Raw genomic sequence first — 17,969 nt, forward strand, 5'->3', positions numbered from 1 at the left:
GTATTTTGTGCCTGGTAAAATGCGGATTCCCGATGCTAATACTCGTTTACCCAAGTGGTTGTTTGACGATTATGACCGGGTTTTTGAAAGTGCCTTTGCTCAAACAGAAAAAACTGTAGTCAAAGAAGACTATCTACCGCAGTTTTTGGCTCGATTAACTGGTGCTATCAATCTTTATAAAATAGACAATACGGCTGAACCAGTGTTAGCCGATTTGCGGGAAATTCGCAAGCAAATTGCTGATTTGTGGCTGAGTGTCTCTGAGGAACAACTGGAACTTTTGTACCGGAGCGATTTCGGTAAAGGTTATAAAGCAATTCTCGCTAGTGGGTTTATTAATGAGCCGTTGCATGAAACTGAACGTGCTGTTTTTAATTCGTTAGTTGCTGAGTTGAGTAAAGGGTTTGGAAGACCTAAAGGTGTGAATTATTTGTTAGCTGCGATGCTGTTTTGTCGCGCTGGACAGTTGCGGGTTGAGGATGCGAATAGTTGTTTGCCTCCGTGGTTGTTGGCGGATTATGAGCAGTTTGTTGGGGGTGCGGTTAAGGTGGCTGTTGGGTGATGAAAGGCGGAGTAGGCGATATCTGTAGGGACACGGCATGGCCATTGGTGTCAACTTAACGTAAAACCGATAGTCCGACAGGGAATGAATTCCCTGTCTCAAAGCTAAAGTCCTCTGAAGAGGACTGAAGAACTCATGAGTCCTCTTCAGAGGACTTTCGCTATTAGCCAGGGACTTCAGTCCCTGGCGGGCTTTTAGGCTTAAGTTGACACTAATGGGCAGTGCCGTGTCCCTACTATTAAAAACGGCAATTTAATTCAACACAAGTTCTGGCTGTTCAGCCTCAAACAAAGGACGAGTTACTTGACGCAATAGCACTGTTTCTAGGCTACCTTCTACTACATTTGCTGCTTCTATTTCCAACTCACCCCACAACAATCTCTCCCCTTGATTTGGCAATCTACCTAAAGTGTAAATCATGAATCCAGCTATTGTTTGATAAGCCTGATTAATTGGCAGGTTCAATCCGAATTTTTCGTTAACTGCGACCACTTCCCATATCCCAGAAAGTAGTACCGAATGTGCGTCATTTTGAACGAGAGTTGCCTCCGAAGGTGATAGTAATGGTTGAGATTTATTGCGGGTAATCCAACCTGTGAGCAGCCGTACAGTACCGTTGAGAATTGCCAGTAGTGGCCACAGCACATTCGAGCAGATTTGTAAGGCTGGTGTCAACAGTAAAGCAGTGCGTTCTGGTTCGTGGGTTGCTAATACTTTGGGGATGAGTTCTCCTAAGACTATCTCGACGTATGTTACTAAGATGAAAGCTAATGGAACTGCGATCGCATGAGCCGTCAGCATAGCAGGTAAATGACCTAAAGGCAATTTGTCAAGCCACGGTTCTATCCAATGCACCGTTGCTCCCTCGCCCAGCCAACCTAACAGCAAACTTCCTGCTGTCGTGCCTGTTTGGGTGACGGATAGGTAATGGGGGATATCGTTTTGAGCTTGGTGGACGAGTTGGGCGGCTTTAGCGATTTTTGGAGCGTCGGACAACTGCGCGAGTTGGCGAATTTGAGGCCTGTCTGCTGATACTAATGCCAATTCTGATGCCACGAAAAAGGCGATTAAGAGAGTTAAGCCCAGCAACATCGCTAATCTCAACAGTGTTTCGGCCACTTCTATTTCTAGGCAAGTAAGGTTGTTCAAAATAGATATCTAATATGATAGATGTTTTAGGTTAATTCTTTTATTTTAGCTGGCAATTTAGATAGGTCTATTACTACACATTTCGGATATCCGCACTAAGCTGTATTCGTAAGTGTTCACTGTACATCTTGCCAGTGAAACTTGTCAAATCTTTCTCTTCTCTTCCTTTGCGCCCTTTGCGTCTTCGCGGTTCGTTCAAAACACAGAAAAAAGGTAATTTGCCGATCCATAAATCTATCTTGTGGCGGATGCCAAAAGACTTTTGACTTCGTAAAATCTGCTTGTGAACAATAAGTAGATTAAACTAAATACCGTGAACTTAAAAACAGTCTTATCGCTACTCAAACAAACTTTTACTGAATGGCAAGAAGATAAAGCGCCCACCCTAGCAGCAGCCCTAGCGTACTACACGGTGTTTTCTCTCGCTCCGCTGCTAATTATCGTGATTGCGATCGCAGGTTTAGTCTTTGGTGCCGACGCAGCCCAAGGCCAAATCGTCGGACAACTCCAAAGTTTAATCGGCAAAGATGGCGCCCAAACAGTCCAAGACTTGATCGTCAAAGCCTCGGAACCTAAATCGGGAATGATTGCTACCTTAGTCGGCGTTGCTACACTTTTGTGGGGCGCTTCCAATGTTTTTACTAATCTTAAAGAAGCCCTCAATACTATTTGGAATGTTTCACCGCCTCCCGGACGCGGCATCTGGGGCTTCTTCCAAGACCGCATATTGTCTTTTGCCATGATTTTAGGTATCGGCTTTTTACTGCTAGTCTCTTTGGTAATTAGCGCCCTTTTAGCAGCCGTTAGCTATTGGTTGAATGGCTTGCTGCACTTGCCAGTCGGCATTTGGCAAATTGTGGACTTTGCCATTTCTTTTGGTGTAGTCACGCTACTTTTTGCCTTAATTTACAAACTATTGCCCGATGTTAATCTGGCTTGGAACGATGTTTGGATTGGTGCTGCGATCACTTCTGTGTTGTTTACGATCGGCAAATCCCTAATTGGAATTTACCTCGGAGGTAGCGGTATCGCCTCTACCTATGGTGCTGCTGGTTCCTTTGTGATTATCTTACTTTGGATCAATTATTCGGCTCAGATACTATTCTTAGGTGCTGAATTTACTCAAGTTTGGGCTAACCGCTACGGTTCGCTGATGCTGGCAAAACGAAAGAATCTCCTCAATCAGCAAGATGCAGAATCTTCTGGACACAAACAAAGGAAGAGTTCTTAATGAGATACAAAAAAATGCGCGATCGCTTTTTAGTTAGCCGGATTGCCAGCACCTTGAAAGCTATGTCAGTTGGGAGGCCGATGCCTCTTAACTGGGCGAAATTGACACTCAACCGATCGCAAAATCTGCCAATCAACTTGACGCGAGCGAACACTTAGTAGTATGAATGGATATGGTTGAAGCCTGTTTATGTTGATCCCTGTCCCTAGTCATCGGTGATGACCGAAAAATTTAAGATTTGCGATCGCCAGGAAAGCAATTTGGTTCCGTACAAAACCCCAATTTCCACTGCGGAACCAATCGAAAATCCCAAATCTAAAATCCAAAATCCATTGACCGGGATATTTCAACCAGCACTGATATCAGGAGGTAATCTTGCACGCATCAGAACATCTGGGAAGCCATCTGCTCCCTATGTCCGACCAGGAGCTCATTCGCCTGTGGGTAAACCGCAAATCTCCTCACAACAGGCGCTTTAGCTGGCAGGCGGCGAACAATTTTCGAGTGTTTGTCGAAAAACCGCTGGCACAAGTTACTCTGACAGATGTGCAGACTTTCGCCGCAGCGATGAGAACTCGGAAACTTGCACCCCGTTTCTACAAGCAAACCTTGGTAGCACTGAAATCGCTCTTCGCCTTCGGCCAGCAAACCGGAATTTTGTCCGCCACACTCCCCCTTTATGGGTGGCCGGTTGTGGGCCGGCATCGCTTCAAACGCCTGCGTTTTCAACTGTCTTGGGGTTTCTTAATCTGTTTGTGCTTTTTCTTCGGTCGAATGACTCCCAGACTGTGGGGACAATCTATGTTGGCAGAAACTTCACCCACCCCAAAACGCCTGCCATCCGTTGCAGCCATCGATTCACCAAACCAAGAAGACAATAGCAGCCGGCACAATGAGGAACCGGAAACACCAACGCTGAATTCACTAGACGAAGAAGAGGATACCATAGGGCGCGATCGTCGAGTCAAAGCCTTTCTGGACACGATTGCCACTGCCGAAGGCACAGCTACTCCCGATGGCTACCGCACGCAGTACACAGGCACTAAATTTGCCAGCTTTCAAGATCATCCCAGAGAAATAAGGTGCGGCCGCCGCTACGGCAAAAAACTTTGTTCCGATGCAGCAGGGCGATATCAGTTTCTCAGTACCACTTGGGACAGGTTCGCCAAAAAATTTGGTCTCAAGGATTTCAGCCCGGAAAATCAAGACCTTGTAGCTGTAGAGTTAATCCGAGAAAAAGATGCCTTAGAAGATATAGAAGCGGGTCGATTGGAACCAGCAGTCAGAAAACTCGCTTACATCTGGCCTTCTTTTCGGCGTTTTGGCGGTTCTGTGGAATCCTCGATGCCGAAACTAGAAGCAATGTATCAGCAAAATTTGGAGATTTATCGCCCAGGATTGGCTGTTACGAATAACCAATAACCAATAACTATTTATGCTAATTTTCCATCTTCCATATTAATAATGCGATCGGCAATATCCAAAATTCGGTTATCGTGGGTAACTAACAGAATGGTACAACCCTGCTCTTTGGCCAGTTTTTGCATCAAATTCACCACTTCGCGACCAGATTTGCTGTCCAGGGCGGCTGTGGGCTCGTCAGCTAACACAATTTGCGGATGACTGACTAAGGCGCGGGCGATCGCAACTCTTTGTTTCTGTCCCCCTGACAAGTCATCTGGATAGTAATTAATTCGCTGTTCCAGTCCTACTAAATCTAGCATTGCTGTAGAGCGATCGCGCATTTCGGAACGCGACAAATTGCCGTGAACTTCCAAACCCATTTGCACGTTTTGCAGCGCCGTCAAACTGCGGTGCAAGTTGTGCGCCTGAAAAATATAGCCAATTTTGCGCCGCGTCTTAACCAATTTATCTGGGCTGGCATTGCACATTTCTTGACCGAGAATTTTGAGACTTCCAGATTGACCAGAACGCAGTCCGCCAATCAAGGTTAAAAGGGTGGTTTTTCCAGAACCAGAAGGCCCGGTCATCAGCACAATTTCACCTGCATTGATTTCTAGGTTAATATCAAAAAGTACCTGTTTTCGCAGTTGACATTGACCGAAGTAGTGGTCTAGTTTGTGCATGGAAATTACAGGTTCTGAAATGGGTAACTTGTTGGTTGTGGGGTTGACAAGAGTGGATTTCATGAGTTAAAGATTCGGATTTTTTTAACCACAGAGGGCGCAGAGAACACAGAGAGATATCAGAGAGATCCGAAATGCAGATTAAAAAATGTCGGCGGGGTCGGCTGCTTGCAGTTTGCGAGTGGCAATAGTTCCTGAAATACTGCACATGATTGTGTTTAAAATCAATACTGTAATTGCCCGAATTATGGTCATATACATGGGTAGATTTGTGGCTTTACGAGTTAAAGAGTAGAGACCTAAAGAGACTCCTAGACCCGGTAAAAAACCGATAATTGAAAGAATTATAGCTTCTTCAAAAACAATGCCTAGTAAGTAAATATTGCGGTATCCCATTGCTTTAAAAGTAGCGTATTCTGCCATGTGGTCGCTGACATCGGTGGAGAGAACTTGATAAACAATAATGACACCAACTACAAAACCCATGGCGACACCTAAGTTAAATACAAAGCCGACAGCAGTATTTTTAGCCCAATAATTTTTCTCGAATTCTATAAATTCTGCTTTGGTCAATACCTTGACATCCGGTGGCAAATATGCTTTTAAAACTTGTTGAACTTGTACTGGATCGGCACCGGCTTGCAATTGAATTAATCCGGCATTAACACTCCCGGCATTTTGTTTGGGAAACAAGCGTAGGTAATTTTGATCGCTGGTGATTAAAGCTCCATCGGCCGCAAAAGATGCTCCAATGCTAAATAAGCCCTCGATCGTAATCGTGCGCCGATCGATCTCAGTTTTCACAATTTTTCCCTGATTGATTTGGGCGATCGCATCTTGATAGTCTCCCCTGGAAGCTCGGTCAAATAACACCGTATCCGGCAATTTAATCGAGTTCAAGTTTTGGTTGACTTCCGGCAGGGAAAAAGCAGGGCGATCGGGATCGAAGCCCACCACCATAATAGACGTTTCGCGACCTGTGGCCGGGACTTTCCAGTTAGCAAGTTTGACATAAAGCGGATCGGCCGATCGCACGCCCGGTACATTCATAGCCTGATATAATCTGCGCCGGGGAAACGAAGACAAATTCAGTAAATTGCGACCTTGGGGACTGACCAAAACTAAATCAGTTTGCAAAGTTTGGTGCAGGCGCGTATTGCTACTGTAAAGCGCATTTTGGAAGCCCAACTGCATGAACATCAAAATGTCAGCAAAGGCAATTCCCGCTATAGCTACGGCCATTCGCCCTTTGTCATGACTCAGTTGCAGCCATCCCAGAGGAGTTCTGTTTCTTAACTGTTGTAATGGTTTGATTAGTCCAAGCATAGGATTTTGAATTTTAGATTTTGGATTTTGGATTGAAGAAAACAACTCTCTATTCTCTTCCTCTGCGCTCTCTGCGCTCTCTGTGGTTTAAAAATTCTTAATCCTTAATTTCCACCGATCGCAACTTTGACTTGCAAATTAGTTAATCCGGCTACTTTCTGACTAGAAACTGCATCTAAACGCACTTTCACTTCCACAATTCGAGCGTCAATATTGGCAGAAGGATCGGTATTAACAATGTTTTGCCGCTGCACTTGTAAGCCGATATGTTCAACAGTTCCCTGCAATTGGCCCTGGAAAGAATCGCTAGTAATTTTAGCCGGCTGTCCAATTCGTACCTTATCCACATCGCTTTGGTAGATTTCAGCCACAGCCAACATCTCGCGAGTTTGTCCGAGTTCGACAATCCCATCATTCCCCACCTTTTCCCCTGGATATGTGTGAATTTTCAGGACTTGCGCGTCTCTAGGAGAGCGGATGTAAGCTAGAGCTAGATTGGCTTTGGCTTGTTTGGCGGCGGAAGTGGCGGAACTAACTTCGGCGCTGGCGGCTTCCACGTCTACGGGGCGAACTTCGGAAATGCGATCGAGATTTGCTGCTGCTTCGTTAATCTGCTGTTGTCGAGATTCCTGAGTTTGGCTGAGTTTGGCTTGGGCTTCGTTAATTTGTTGTTGGCGAGATTGCTGAATTTGATTCAGTTTGGCTTGGGCTTCGTTAATCTGTTGTTGGCGAGATTGCTGAATTTGATTGAGTTTTGCCTTTCCTTCGTTGAGTTGTTGTTGCGCTGTTTCGGTGGCGAGTTTTTTGCTGTCGGTGGTGGAAGCAGAGATTGCTCCTTCTTGATACAGTTGCGAGTAGCGCTGATCCTCGCTTCTAGCGTTGCGAAGTTCGGCTTGTAGACGGGCAATTGTGGCTTTTTGGGTTTGAATTTCCCCAAGCTGTTCAGCCCTTAAACGGGCAATTGTGGCTTGTTGTGCTGTGATTTCGGTGCTGCGATCGACTTCTGTGCGGGCAACGATCGCCTGTTGTGCTGTGATTTCGTTACTGCGATCAGCTTCTAAGCGCCCAATGGTGGCTTTCTGGGCTTGGATTTCGCCGTTTTTGGCTCCTGCTTTGACTTTTGCTAGATTTGCCTGGGCGACGCGCACTTGTTCTTGAGCTTGGTCGAAGGCTGCTTGGAGACGATCGCGACTGTCGAGAATGGCGATCGTTTCACCTGTTTTCACCCTGTCTCCCTCTTTAACTAAGAGTCGATCGATCCGGTTTCCTTCGGCGGCACCCGAAGCAGAGACTTTAATTACTTCTCCTTTGGGTTCCAGTCGCCCCAAGGCTGTCACTGTGGTTAATTGTGCTGCTGTCGTCGCTGCTGTCGCTGCTACTGCATTGGGATCGGGTTGGCGCGATCGCCACATCGTGTAACCTGTCGTTCCCCCAGCCGCCAGGGTGGCTGCTGCGGCCACTATTAGCAGTTGCTTAACTAGAGATGGATTTGAGGATAAGCTGTCTGCGGTTGGTTGATGTACCATGACACACCTCTTTTTTTTGGGTACAAAACTAAACGGTTTAGTTCTTTTATATTTCAAGACTAAACCGTTCAGTATAATAATGTCAAGAGCCCAAGCAAAAATTACAAAAACCAACAATGGTAAAGACAAAACCGATAGAACCAGACGCAAGCATAGGAGGTGACAAAAGCGAGCAAATCCTCCAAGGTGCGATGCAAGAATTTTTGACCCACGGCTATGCGGGCACGAGTATGGACAAGGTAGCGAAGACGGGGGGAGTTTCCAAAGCTACGGTTTACAGCTATTTTCAAGATAAAGAGGGATTGTTTGCGGCTTTGATCCAACGGCTAGCAGCAGAAAAATTAGTTTATTTTCCGGTGCCAGAAACCGAACCGGCGATCGCGCTGCGATTCATTGCCACGACTATACTGGATCAGGCGAGTCACGAACCTCATTTTCTCACCTTCGTGAGGTTAGTGATTGCTGAATCAGGGCGTTTTCCCCAGCTAGCCCAGATATTTGTCAAAAACTTAGCTAAACCAGGGATTGAGCGACTCACTCAATATTTGGCATCTCGCCCGGAGTTAAAATTGCCCGATCCAGAAGCAACGGCGCGAATTTTTATTGGATCTTTGGTGTACTACCAGTTAACGCAGGATATGATGCACGGTAAAGAGATTTTACCAATGGAGCGCGATCGACTGATTGACGGCTTGCTGCAATTGATTTTGCGATCGTAATCAAATTCTTAGAGCTTTAGATACCCGACTTCTTGAAGAAATCGGGTATCTAAGTTTTCTGTTTTTTTAGTCAGATATTTTGCCCAACTTTTCCCTCAATTCAGCATCTGATAAGTGTGGTAGTTGTTCAACAAACAACGTCAATTCTGCCACAGGCAAAGCCAATAAATTAGTCACAGCCTGGGGCAAAATCTCCTGCAAGTTAGTAACGAACATTTTCAAGACACTTTCAGCTAACAACTTCACCGCTTGCTCCCGCCCCGCTTCATCGACTGTAAGCATCGAGATTGCCAGCAACAAAACGGTAAATTCCGCCGCAGAAAACTTTGATATTGGAGATAGAAAAGCAGTCATTTTCGGATTTAACTCTCCAAATCGAGCTCGCAGAAAATTTTCTATGATTAAGTGCTGTTGTTCTTGTCTGCCTCGTTCTAGCCCTTGTTCTAGCCCTTGTTCTAGCCCTTGTTCTAATCCTCGTTCTAGTCCTTGTTCTAGTCCTCGTTCTAGTCCTTGTTCTAATCCTCGTTCTAGTCCTTGTTCTAGTCCTCGTTCCCTAGCTTGTTGCTCTGCCGCTTGTACTGCTGCTTGTATTTGTTCTCGAAAAAGTGGTGCGATCGCCATAATTAACTCCCGCTCTTCTAGCTGTAATTCTTGTGGGATGTCGGCTACTAAATGTGACTGTAGACGATACAACAATTCTAGCGCAATAATCCGTAACGGATCGTCCGTTGCTAGAGCGCTCAATTGGGCGATCGCCCTTTGCTGCACTTTCCCTTTGCCCAAAATCCTCAACCACAAGGTTTCTGGAGTTTCTGGCAACTGGTGAATCGCGACGATCGCAGTTCGCAGAGACTCGCCCAAAAAATAGATGCCCTGCATCCAATTCTCTGTGTCTGGTATCGCATTAAAGCTATCTACCAATGCTTTCGATGCTGTGGGCATCAAAATCCACAATTTTGGTAACTGAGAATCATCAAGGCGAGTATTTTCTCTTCTACATTGTCGCTCCAATTCGCCTCGCACGTCCAACAACTTGCCCAGACAGCTACAAATTTCGCTGGCGCTTGCCGGATTGCGAAACGGTTCAAAAATTGCAGTCGTACCAGCCATTTTTCCCAACAATCCCAGAGTTTCTGAGTATTCGGGAATCGCGGTGCTGGGAGTGAAATAAACATCGATTTCTCGGACTTCGGAAGTCACATCGCGACCAATATTAACCGTTCCAAGTGGAGAAAGCAATTCCTCTAAATATTCTTTGGCAAAAAGATCGTGAATGAATCGCGTCATAGAAATTAAAATAAAATTTTGTGAGTCAACTCTAGCATATTTTAAGTTGAAACACTAAATATTTTTTGCAACCGTTTTCTCACCCAATCAACAGGATTTTGGTCATCTTCTCCTGCATCTATCAATTCCATTTCTCGCAGTTCCTGTTGTCTCTCGCTGAGTTCTTCTTTATGTTTGACTATTTCTTGAATAATCTGTTCATATAAATCAGGTCGTTCGGTTAAAACCTTTTGGAAGCCTTCTTTATTGATCCCAAACAAAATTGTTTCTTCCAAAGCTCTCACCGAAGCAGTTCTGGGGATTCCCAACATCAAAGAAAGTTCCCCCAAAAATGTTCCCGCACCGAGATTTTTCAAGTGTTTATCAATTGCTTCGACAAAAACCTCCACTGAACCAGAAAGAATCACATAAAAAGCATCTCCTGGGTCGTTTTCTCGGAACAAAAATTCTTGTGGGCGCAGCCGATGACGGTATCCAACTTCAATCAATTGTCGCAATTCTAGATCCGTGAGATGTTCAAAATATGTCACCTCTCGCAGCAAATTGCTAAGGGAAGATGGCTTTTTTATCCCCTCGCTCAAAATCGATATCTTCCGGCTATTTTCAAAGATAATTTCCGGCTTATTTACAGTTCCTTTTTTGTCAAACAGTGACAACAAAAATTCGGGATTTCGCAAATACAAATCTCTCTCATTGGACGGAAAATTGATTCCCTGCTGACGAAAATGGTACTCTATAGCAAAATTCAAAGAACTTTTAATGACTTCTCGATCCGTTGGTCGATCGGTCCACACTAAAAGCTCAAATTTAAAGCAATCATCACCAAACTCCACAAAGAATACTTTCGGATTGGGTTCGTACAATACTCCTGCTTCTGCGTAAGCAATGCTTAACAGAGTTTCTGTTACTAACAGCGGGTCACTATTCTCGGCTACTTCTATGGGGAGTCGTAGACAAAGCACCGGATTTTGGTAACTCCAGTTAACTATTTTGTGGCTAATCATGTTACTGTTGGGAACTATGACGCTAGAATCGTCGTTAGTTTTGATGATCGTCGAGCGAATCGAGATTTTTTTGACTATTCCCATCAATCCTTCTAATTCCACAAAGTCTCCGACTTTGACAGGTCTGTCTAAAAGCAGTGTCAGTCCGCTGACAAAGTTGGTTGTTAAATCCTGTATTCCGAAACCAATTCCCACTCCCAATCCGCCCGCAACTACTGCAAAAGAAGCGAGGTTAAAGCCGATTTCTTGGATGGAAAATATTACTCCAAAAGCTACGATTAAATAGCGCAGAATAACTGCAATGGCTTCCCTATTTCCTTCGTCGATTCCTAGTCTGACGAGCAAGTTTCTTTTAAGAAAATTTGTAAAAGCTTGTGATACAATCAGCACAGTCATGAAGGATAGAATCAGTGCCAGAAGTGACCTGAGTGATACAGGATTTACCCCTATTTTAAATAAAGTTGTTGTAAATATTTGTGAGATTTGTGTCGATAACTCTTCGGGTATTGTATTCACAGTTATTCGGTTATTTGTTATTTGTTATTTCTTATTTGTTATGGGAATTTTTGTTGATTTTTCGCCGATCGCGCGGACGACAAGGATTTCCCATACAAACAAAGCCAGCGGGCATATTTTCAAAGACACTGCTGCGAGCTCCAATTAAGGCATTTGCACCGATCGCAACACCGGGGCCAATGAAGCAGTCGGCGGCAATCCAAACGCCGTTATTAACGATCACAGATGCTGCGATCAACCCAAAGGCTGGATCTTGGGGGTCGTGAGTGCCGGTACAGAGGTAGCTTTTTTGAGAAATGACGCAGTGTTTGCCGATCGCAATTCGCTCCAAACTGTACAATACAACATCATCTCCGATCCAACTATAATCTCCGATTTCAATTTTCCAAGGATAGGTAAAACGGGCTGTAGGGCGGATAATCACCCCAAAACCTATTTTGGCTCCAAACAAGCGCAACAGCCACCTTCTAAGACCATTCACAGGGTGTGGAGTTAACGGAAATGCGATCGCCTGGACGAACCACCAAAGCAAAATTAGCCAACCAGGTCTGCCGCGATCGAACTTTGATTGATCGTACTTCCGTAAATCAACTAAAGATTCCCCTGTGAAAATATTTGGTTGGTTGTCGCTAATTGAATGATAATTGATTTCAGGATTTGGGGAATTGGCGATCGGCTGTTGCGGTTCCGGGTCTGGACTTGGCGTATAATGAGTCATCTAATGTTTAATTGAAAATCAAGTTTAACTTTAAGGATTGCTCAATGACATTTCCAGTTAGGGACAATTTTAACTTTCCAAACACCAAGAATCTCGGCCCAGGGGAAAATCCCAATCCCAGAAATCCCAAAGTGCGGCTTCTACAAACAGCTTTGGTACTGCTTAGCAGCTTTTTCGTAGCAGAGTTAATCGCCGCCACGAACTCTCATAGTTTGTCTCTATTGGCAGATGCTGGTCACGTTTTGTCAGATGTAGCAGCTTTAGCAATAACTTTGACAGCTACTTGGTATTCGTCATTAGAAAAAAGTAAATCGGTGGATTGTGCGATCGCCTCTTCCCCAATTCCCGCCCGCCCAGAAATCATTGCCGCCTTAGTTAATAGTATCAGTTTAGTGGCGATCGCCCTATGGATTGGCGCCGAATCCATCGCCCGTTTGCTGTCCCCAACCCCGGAAGTCGAAGGACTCCCGATGTTAATTACCGCCATAGTCGGTTTAAGCATCAATTCCATCAACGCTTGCTGCTTGCATTCCTGCTGTCACGGCGACTTGAACCTCAAAAGCGCGTTTCTCCACGCAGTTGCCGACATATTTTCATCGGTTGGAGTAATTGTAGCTGCGATCGCCGTAGCGTGGCTGCACTGGAATTGGGCTGACGGCTTAATTAGCTTGCTAGTATCGGTATCAATTATTTTATTAACTCTACCATTGCTAATAGAAAGCATCCAATTGCTGCTAGGAAAAGTATCGGCAATCTCCGCAATTCAAGAACCTTGTGATTGCGAAAGAGTGAGCGCCGAAAAATTGCTCTTTCCATCCCTCGAACAACTGATTAAATGATGTCTCCTCATCTGCGTTCATCAGCGTACATCCGCCACCATCTGCGGTTAAAAATCCCAATTAATTGGAACCTTATGCTAGAATTTAATTACCAGTCATAACAAATGAATATGAGTGGAATTGACGGCGAACTTACTCTATAAACCAGAACCAGTCTCATTAACAAACATCTCCCCGGAACCCAAAAAGCCCAAAGCGAACTTGAAAGCGAAGGGATTGTCCATCTCTTTAATGATAGAGAAACAATGGAAAGAGTCGCCACAGAAATAAAGCTAAGAGGGGAACGCACAGGAGCAGACGATTTAGAGGATAATTACGAACGCTACGGATTGTACTTTTCCGAACCAATTGGTTATATACTAAAAGCAGACGGTACTCGGATACCACTAAATTACGGTGAAATAAAGATTAAAAAAACTACAGGTAAATACCATGTCATACCTCGCACAAGACCCCGCACAAGCTACTAATATCAGTCAAGAATCAGAGCAAGAGACTGAGTGGGAGTTTGCAGAAATCTGGGCTGATACTCTGATATCTCCTCCTTATATCCTGATGTTAGTTAAGGAAAAATCAGGAATCTTTTGCATTCATAATCCGGCACAAAACTATAAAGTTATTTTTTCTAGTGACAATTACGAAGCGGCTAAAATGTGGCTTCTAGAGGATGAATATGAGCGTTTGAATAGTCGCATTTTACAAGAAGTATAAAATAAAGTGGTGTCGCCATATCCAACCGGGGTTTAAACCCACGGGGCTTTTAGCGAAAGTCGGTTGAAACCGACTGAAGATTCGAGATAAAAATAAAAAACTCTTTAGTCATCGACCGAGGACTTTCGCTATGAGACAGGGGTTTCAACCCCTGGCGGACTTTCGGGCTAACCGAGGTTTCTCGCCACCCGCGCACGATCGAAGAAACCGGGTTTTTTCCCATCTCTTCGCCTGTCACCAAATATGCTCGCAAAAACCCGGTTTCTCGCCACCCGCGCACCATCTAAGAAACCGGGTTTTTTCCTGAATATTTGCAATGTTACGAAGTTTGTCGCAAAAACCCGGTTTCTCAACCCTCGTCACCCAAGTCAATCTGTACTTTCGCGCCCGATCGCGATACAATGATCTACTCAGATCGAACCCTGCCCTGACAGCAGTAGAAAAACCATGCAGCCCGAACAAGAACAAGAGATTCTCAACCTGCGCGATCGCCAATTAACGCCCAAACAAATTGCCCGAAAGTTAGGATTGAAAGCATCCGAAGTCAGTACCTTTCTGATATCTCAGGCAGAACAAACAGCCCTCGCTAGCGCCGAAAAAGGAGAGTTGTTACCCGTTGCTCAATGTCTCGTGGATGTAAATTTTGCCAATGTCTTGTTGCGAAATGAAACCACTGAAGCGGGCGGTTTGGGTTTAGTGATGGTTACTCGTTCCAAGGGATACAATCGTTTTGTTGCAGCCACTTATTTGATCGACTACTGGTGTTTGGGAGTCAAGGATACCATTCCGCCACGTAACTGCAACGATAGCCAATATAAAACTCTCATTGAGAATTCTTACTCGCCGTTTCTGGGATACGAAGAGATTAGTGTAGAACAAGCACAAGCCCTGGTTTGGGGCGCGATCGCCTATGCCAAAATATTAGGCTTTGAACCGCATCGCGATTTCGAGCAGTCGAAGGCTCATCTAGGAGAATCAACCAGCGAAATCGGCTTGAAATTTGGTCGCAATGGAAAACCTTTTTATGTTGAAGGGCCTTACGATAATACAACGAAAATTATCAATACGCTTAAAAAGTCTGTGGGAGACGGTAATTTCGATTACTTGTTCGGGATTGGGTAGAAATTGATACGGTTCCGCGCGATCGAAGAAACCGGGTTTTTTCCCAAATCTTCGCGTGTAACAAATATCCTGCGAAAAACCCGGTTTCTGGCCACCCACCCACGCACAACCAAAGAAACCGGGTTTTTTCCCAAATCTTCGCGTGTAACAAATATCCTGCGAAAAACCCGGTTTCTGGCCACCCACCCACGCACAACCAAAGAAACCGGGTTTTTTCCCAAATCTTCGCGTGTAACAAATATCCTGCGAAAAACCCGGTTTCTGGCCACCCACCAATCATGATAAAATAAATATCGGTGTTATTCACAACTCCCCACAATGGAAGAAACCCGCATCGCAGCCTACGAGCAATTAATTCACACCCTGCTGAATTGCCCCAAGGTCGAAGAACCGCAGATATTACAGGATAACTCAGAATTATTGGATCGCGGATTTCTGGAAACTTGCGAATCAGTAGCGGCAAAGTTGGCAGCACAAGGAGGCGAAAATGGCGCGAATTTCCTCCGAAATCTGGCTAGTCATTTAGAGCAATTCATCGATATGAACGATGACGGAACTCGCAATAACTCTGAAGGTGAAAATCCCCAAGAGTATGACAACTTTATCCTAGAATTATTACAAGCAGAAGAAGCGAGTAACAGCGATATTAAAGTAATTTACCCCATGTTGGGTCAACGGCAGCATCTCCTCAATTCCCGTTTTGCCGAGATTTTACCGCAAGTAGCCGAAAATTTAATTACCGAACATCCCGAAGCAGTTGAGTACATTGTCGCCATCATTGAAAATTTGAGTATTGATATTTATCAATTTCCCCGTGGGAATAGAGCGAATAATATTGAAATTGCCATTACTGGTTATGAAATAGTTTTAAGTAATCGGGAACAGGGGAGTGAAAAATACGCTCAAACTCAAAATAACCTAGCTCTTGCCTACAGTAACAGAATCAAGGGTTCGCGGGCGGATAATCTGGAACAGGCGATCGCATTTTATGACGCTGCTTTAACAGTTTATACCCTTGAGGATTTCCCTGAAAAATGGGCTGATACTCAAAATAACCTAGCTCTTGCCTACAGTAACAGAATCAAGGGTTCGCGGGCGGATAATCTGGAACAGGCGATCGCATTTTATGACGCTGCTTTAACAGTTTATACCCTTGAGGATTTCCCTGAAAAATGGGCTGATACTCAAAATAACCTAGCTATTGCCTACAGTGACAGAATCAAGGGCTCGCGGGCGGATAATCTGGAACGGGCGATCGCATTTTATGACGCTGCTTTAACAGTTTATACCCTTGAGGATTTCCCTGAAAAATGGGCAATGACTCAAAATAACCTAGCTCTTGCCTACAGTAACAGAATCAACGGTTCGCGGGCGGATAATCTGGAACGGGCGATCGCATTTTATGACGCTGCTTTAACAGTTCGTACCCTTGAGGCTTTCCCTGAAGATTGGGCAATGACTCAAAATAACCTAGCTCTTGCCTACAGTAACAGAATCAACGGTTCGCGGGCGGATAATCTGGAACGGGCGATCGCATTTTATGACGCTGCTTTAACTATCCGTACTCCTGAGAAGTTCCCGCTCAATAATGTAGAAACCTTAAATAACCTGGGCTGGGCTTATCTAGCAAAACTAGACCACATCAACCGAGAAAAACCAGAAGACACAAACCAAAAAGTAGCAACTCTCCAAAGTGCCTACGATACCTTTAAAAATGCCATAACCGGAGCCTCCAAATTACGAGAGTTAGAATCGGGAGATGAAACCAAGCAAAAACACGATTTGGAGTGGGATAAGCTCTACAGAGGCATGGTGCAAGTATGCCTCGATCGCCAAAGCAACCAAGAAGCACTCTTATATGCCGAAGCCAACAAAGCCCGCAACCTTGCCGAAGTCATCGCCCAAAAACAGGAAACCCCCCAAGTCCTAAAACCCATTACTTTCACCGAAATCACCCAACTCCTCACCCCAGACACCGCCCTAATTGAGTGGTACATCACCGACGCAGAAATCATCACCTTTGTCGTCACATATCCCGACGTGCTGACAGTGCATCGCAACCGTCAATGCGATGAATTAATCGACTTAGTTAACGACTACCGCGCCGACTACAAACAAAGCAAAACCCACTGGCAAACCAAACTCTCCGACTATCTCCAGCGTCTTGCCGAAATCCTCCAAATCACCACCATTCTGCCCTCAGAAAGTACGAGCTTAATCCTAATTCCCCACTGGTTGCTGCACCTGTTCCCCCTCCACGCCCTACCCCTAACCGAGGGCGAATTCTTGTTAGATAGATTCACCCAAGGGATTCAATACAGCCCCAGTTGCCAACTCCTGCAACAGATTACAATCCACCCAAATTTTGACCAACTCCTGGCCATGCAAAACCCCACCTCGGATCTTCCCTACACCGATTTGGAAGTGGCCAGCATCGCCCCCAAATTCGCCATCCGTCAAATTCTTCCGGGCTCACAAGCGAGTAAAACTAATCTTTTGGAACAGTATTTAGAGCAGTTAGAAAATGCTCATTGCGCGCATTTTTCCTGTCACGGTTCGTTTAATGCTGATGAGCCGCTGAAGTCGTTTTTGATTTTGTCGGGGGGTATTATTGAAGAACCCCCCCAGCCCCCCTTGCTAAGGGGGGAGCAAGATGTTCTCAAAGTCCCCCTTCTTAAGGGGGATTTAGGGGGATCGGATTTAGGTGAGCAACAAGAGCTCAAAGCGCCTCTTGTCGAACCTGGAGATCCCCCCCAGCCCCCCTTGGTAAGGGGGGAGCAAGATGTTCTCAAAGTCCCCCTTCTTAAGGGGGATTTAGGGGGATCGGATTTAGGGGAGCAAGAAGAGCTCAAAGCGCCTCTTGTCGAACCCGGAGATCCCCCCCAGCCCCCCTTCTTAAGGGGGGAGCAAGATGTTCTCAAAGTCCCCCTTCTTAAGGGGGATTTAGGGGGATCGGATTTAGGTGAGCAAGAAGAGCTCAAAGCGCCTCTTGTCGAACCCGGAGATCCCCCCCAGCCCCCCTTCTTAAGGGGGGAGCAAGAACAACTCAAAGTCCCCCTTCTTAAGGGGGATTTAGGGGGATCGGATTTAGGGGAGCAAGAAGAGCTCAAAGCGCCTCTTGTCGAACCCGGAGATCCCCCCCAGCCCCCCTTCTTAAGGGGGGAGCAAGATG

15 protein-coding genes and 1 pseudogene are annotated in these 17,969 nt (G+C 45.3%); 9 read left to right on the forward strand and 7 right to left on the reverse strand.

Going from position 1 to position 17,969, the window contains the following annotated elements:
- Positions 1-562: pseudogene (locus tag AAFP11_RS25700) on the forward strand (hypothetical protein); the annotation flags it as partial.
- Between the two features lie 252 nt (positions 563-814).
- Here AAFP11_RS25700 and AAFP11_RS25705 read toward each other — a convergent pair.
- Positions 815-1,711 (reverse strand): CNNM domain-containing protein, encoded by an 897-nt coding sequence (locus AAFP11_RS25705; protein ID WP_341739573.1) that lies wholly within the window; start codon positions 1,709-1,711, stop codon positions 815-817.
- A 313-nt stretch (positions 1,712-2,024) separates the two neighbouring features.
- On the opposite strand from AAFP11_RS25705, the gene AAFP11_RS25710 reads away from it, so the two are divergent.
- The 3 genes from AAFP11_RS25710 to AAFP11_RS25720 all read left to right on the forward strand — a co-directional run bounded on the left by AAFP11_RS25710 (position 2,025) and on the right by AAFP11_RS25720 (position 4,364).
- Complete coding sequence (locus AAFP11_RS25710) at positions 2,025-2,942, forward strand: YihY/virulence factor BrkB family protein (protein ID WP_341739574.1); 918 nt, start codon at positions 2,025-2,027, stop codon at positions 2,940-2,942.
- Positions 2,942-3,100 (forward strand): hypothetical protein, encoded by a 159-nt coding sequence (locus AAFP11_RS25715; protein WP_341739575.1) that lies wholly within the window; start codon positions 2,942-2,944, stop codon positions 3,098-3,100. Before AAFP11_RS25710 ends, AAFP11_RS25715 begins: the two co-directional genes overlap by 1 nt.
- A gap of 256 nt (positions 3,101-3,356) precedes the next feature.
- A complete protein-coding gene (locus AAFP11_RS25720; RefSeq protein WP_341739576.1) occupies positions 3,357-4,364 on the forward strand; it encodes a glycoside hydrolase family 104 protein in 1,008 nt (335 codons plus the stop codon).
- An 11-nt stretch (positions 4,365-4,375) separates the two neighbouring features.
- On the opposite strand, the gene AAFP11_RS25725 is transcribed toward AAFP11_RS25720, so the two are convergent.
- The 3 genes from AAFP11_RS25725 to AAFP11_RS25735 all read right to left on the reverse strand — a co-directional run bounded on the left by AAFP11_RS25725 (position 4,376) and on the right by AAFP11_RS25735 (position 7,881).
- A complete protein-coding gene (locus AAFP11_RS25725; RefSeq protein ID WP_341739577.1) occupies positions 4,376-5,092 on the reverse strand; it encodes a DevA family ABC transporter ATP-binding protein in 717 nt (238 codons plus the stop codon).
- A 78-nt stretch (positions 5,093-5,170) separates the two neighbouring features.
- The gene (gene devC / locus AAFP11_RS25730; RefSeq protein WP_341739578.1) at positions 5,171-6,355 is read right to left on the reverse strand and encodes an ABC transporter permease DevC; all 1,185 of its coding nucleotides are present in this window, start codon (positions 6,353-6,355) and stop codon (positions 5,171-5,173) included.
- A gap of 104 nt (positions 6,356-6,459) precedes the next feature.
- Entirely contained in the window at positions 6,460-7,881 is a 1,422-nt protein-coding gene (locus AAFP11_RS25735; protein ID WP_341739579.1) for an HlyD family efflux transporter periplasmic adaptor subunit, read from the reverse strand.
- A gap of 116 nt (positions 7,882-7,997) precedes the next feature.
- Between AAFP11_RS25735 and AAFP11_RS25740 the strand changes: the two genes are divergently transcribed.
- Positions 7,998-8,600, forward strand: coding sequence for a TetR/AcrR family transcriptional regulator (locus AAFP11_RS25740; protein ID WP_341739580.1), 603 nt, complete (start codon positions 7,998-8,000; stop codon positions 8,598-8,600).
- Positions 8,601-8,666: 66 nt separating this feature from the next.
- On the opposite strand, the gene AAFP11_RS25745 is transcribed toward AAFP11_RS25740, so the two are convergent.
- From AAFP11_RS25745 to hpsU, 3 genes are all read right to left on the reverse strand, one after another.
- On the reverse strand, positions 8,667-9,887 hold the full coding sequence (locus AAFP11_RS25745) for a flagellar assembly protein H (protein WP_341739581.1): 1,221 nt from the start codon (positions 9,885-9,887) through the stop codon (positions 8,667-8,669).
- A 41-nt stretch (positions 9,888-9,928) separates the two neighbouring features.
- Positions 9,929-11,236, reverse strand: coding sequence for a mechanosensitive ion channel domain-containing protein (locus AAFP11_RS25750; protein WP_341739582.1), 1,308 nt, complete (start codon positions 11,234-11,236; stop codon positions 9,929-9,931).
- Positions 11,237-11,438: 202 nt separating this feature from the next.
- Positions 11,439-12,125, reverse strand: coding sequence for a hormogonium polysaccharide biosynthesis acetyltransferase HpsU (gene hpsU / locus AAFP11_RS25755; protein WP_341739583.1), 687 nt, complete (start codon positions 12,123-12,125; stop codon positions 11,439-11,441).
- Between the two features lie 44 nt (positions 12,126-12,169).
- On the opposite strand from hpsU, the gene AAFP11_RS25760 reads away from it, so the two are divergent.
- The 4 genes from AAFP11_RS25760 to AAFP11_RS25775 form a co-directional block, all read left to right on the forward strand.
- Positions 12,170-12,964 carry a cation diffusion facilitator family transporter gene (locus tag AAFP11_RS25760; RefSeq protein ID WP_341739584.1) on the forward strand — a complete coding sequence of 265 codons (795 nt, stop codon included), beginning with the start codon at positions 12,170-12,172 and terminating at the stop codon, positions 12,962-12,964.
- Between the two features lie 432 nt (positions 12,965-13,396).
- A complete protein-coding gene (locus AAFP11_RS25765; RefSeq protein WP_341739585.1) occupies positions 13,397-13,675 on the forward strand; it encodes a hypothetical protein in 279 nt (92 codons plus the stop codon).
- A 447-nt stretch (positions 13,676-14,122) separates the two neighbouring features.
- Positions 14,123-14,797 (forward strand): DNA-binding response regulator, encoded by a 675-nt coding sequence (locus tag AAFP11_RS25770; protein ID WP_341739586.1) that lies wholly within the window; start codon positions 14,123-14,125, stop codon positions 14,795-14,797.
- 318 nt (positions 14,798-15,115) lie between these two features.
- On the forward strand, positions 15,116-17,969 hold a 2,854-nt coding region (locus tag AAFP11_RS25775), incomplete at its 3' end, for a CHAT domain-containing protein (RefSeq protein WP_341739587.1).

The organism is Microcoleus sp. CAWBG640, from assembly GCF_020883015.1.
Classification (GTDB): domain Bacteria; phylum Cyanobacteriota; class Cyanobacteriia; order Cyanobacteriales; family Microcoleaceae; genus Microcoleus; species Microcoleus anatoxicus.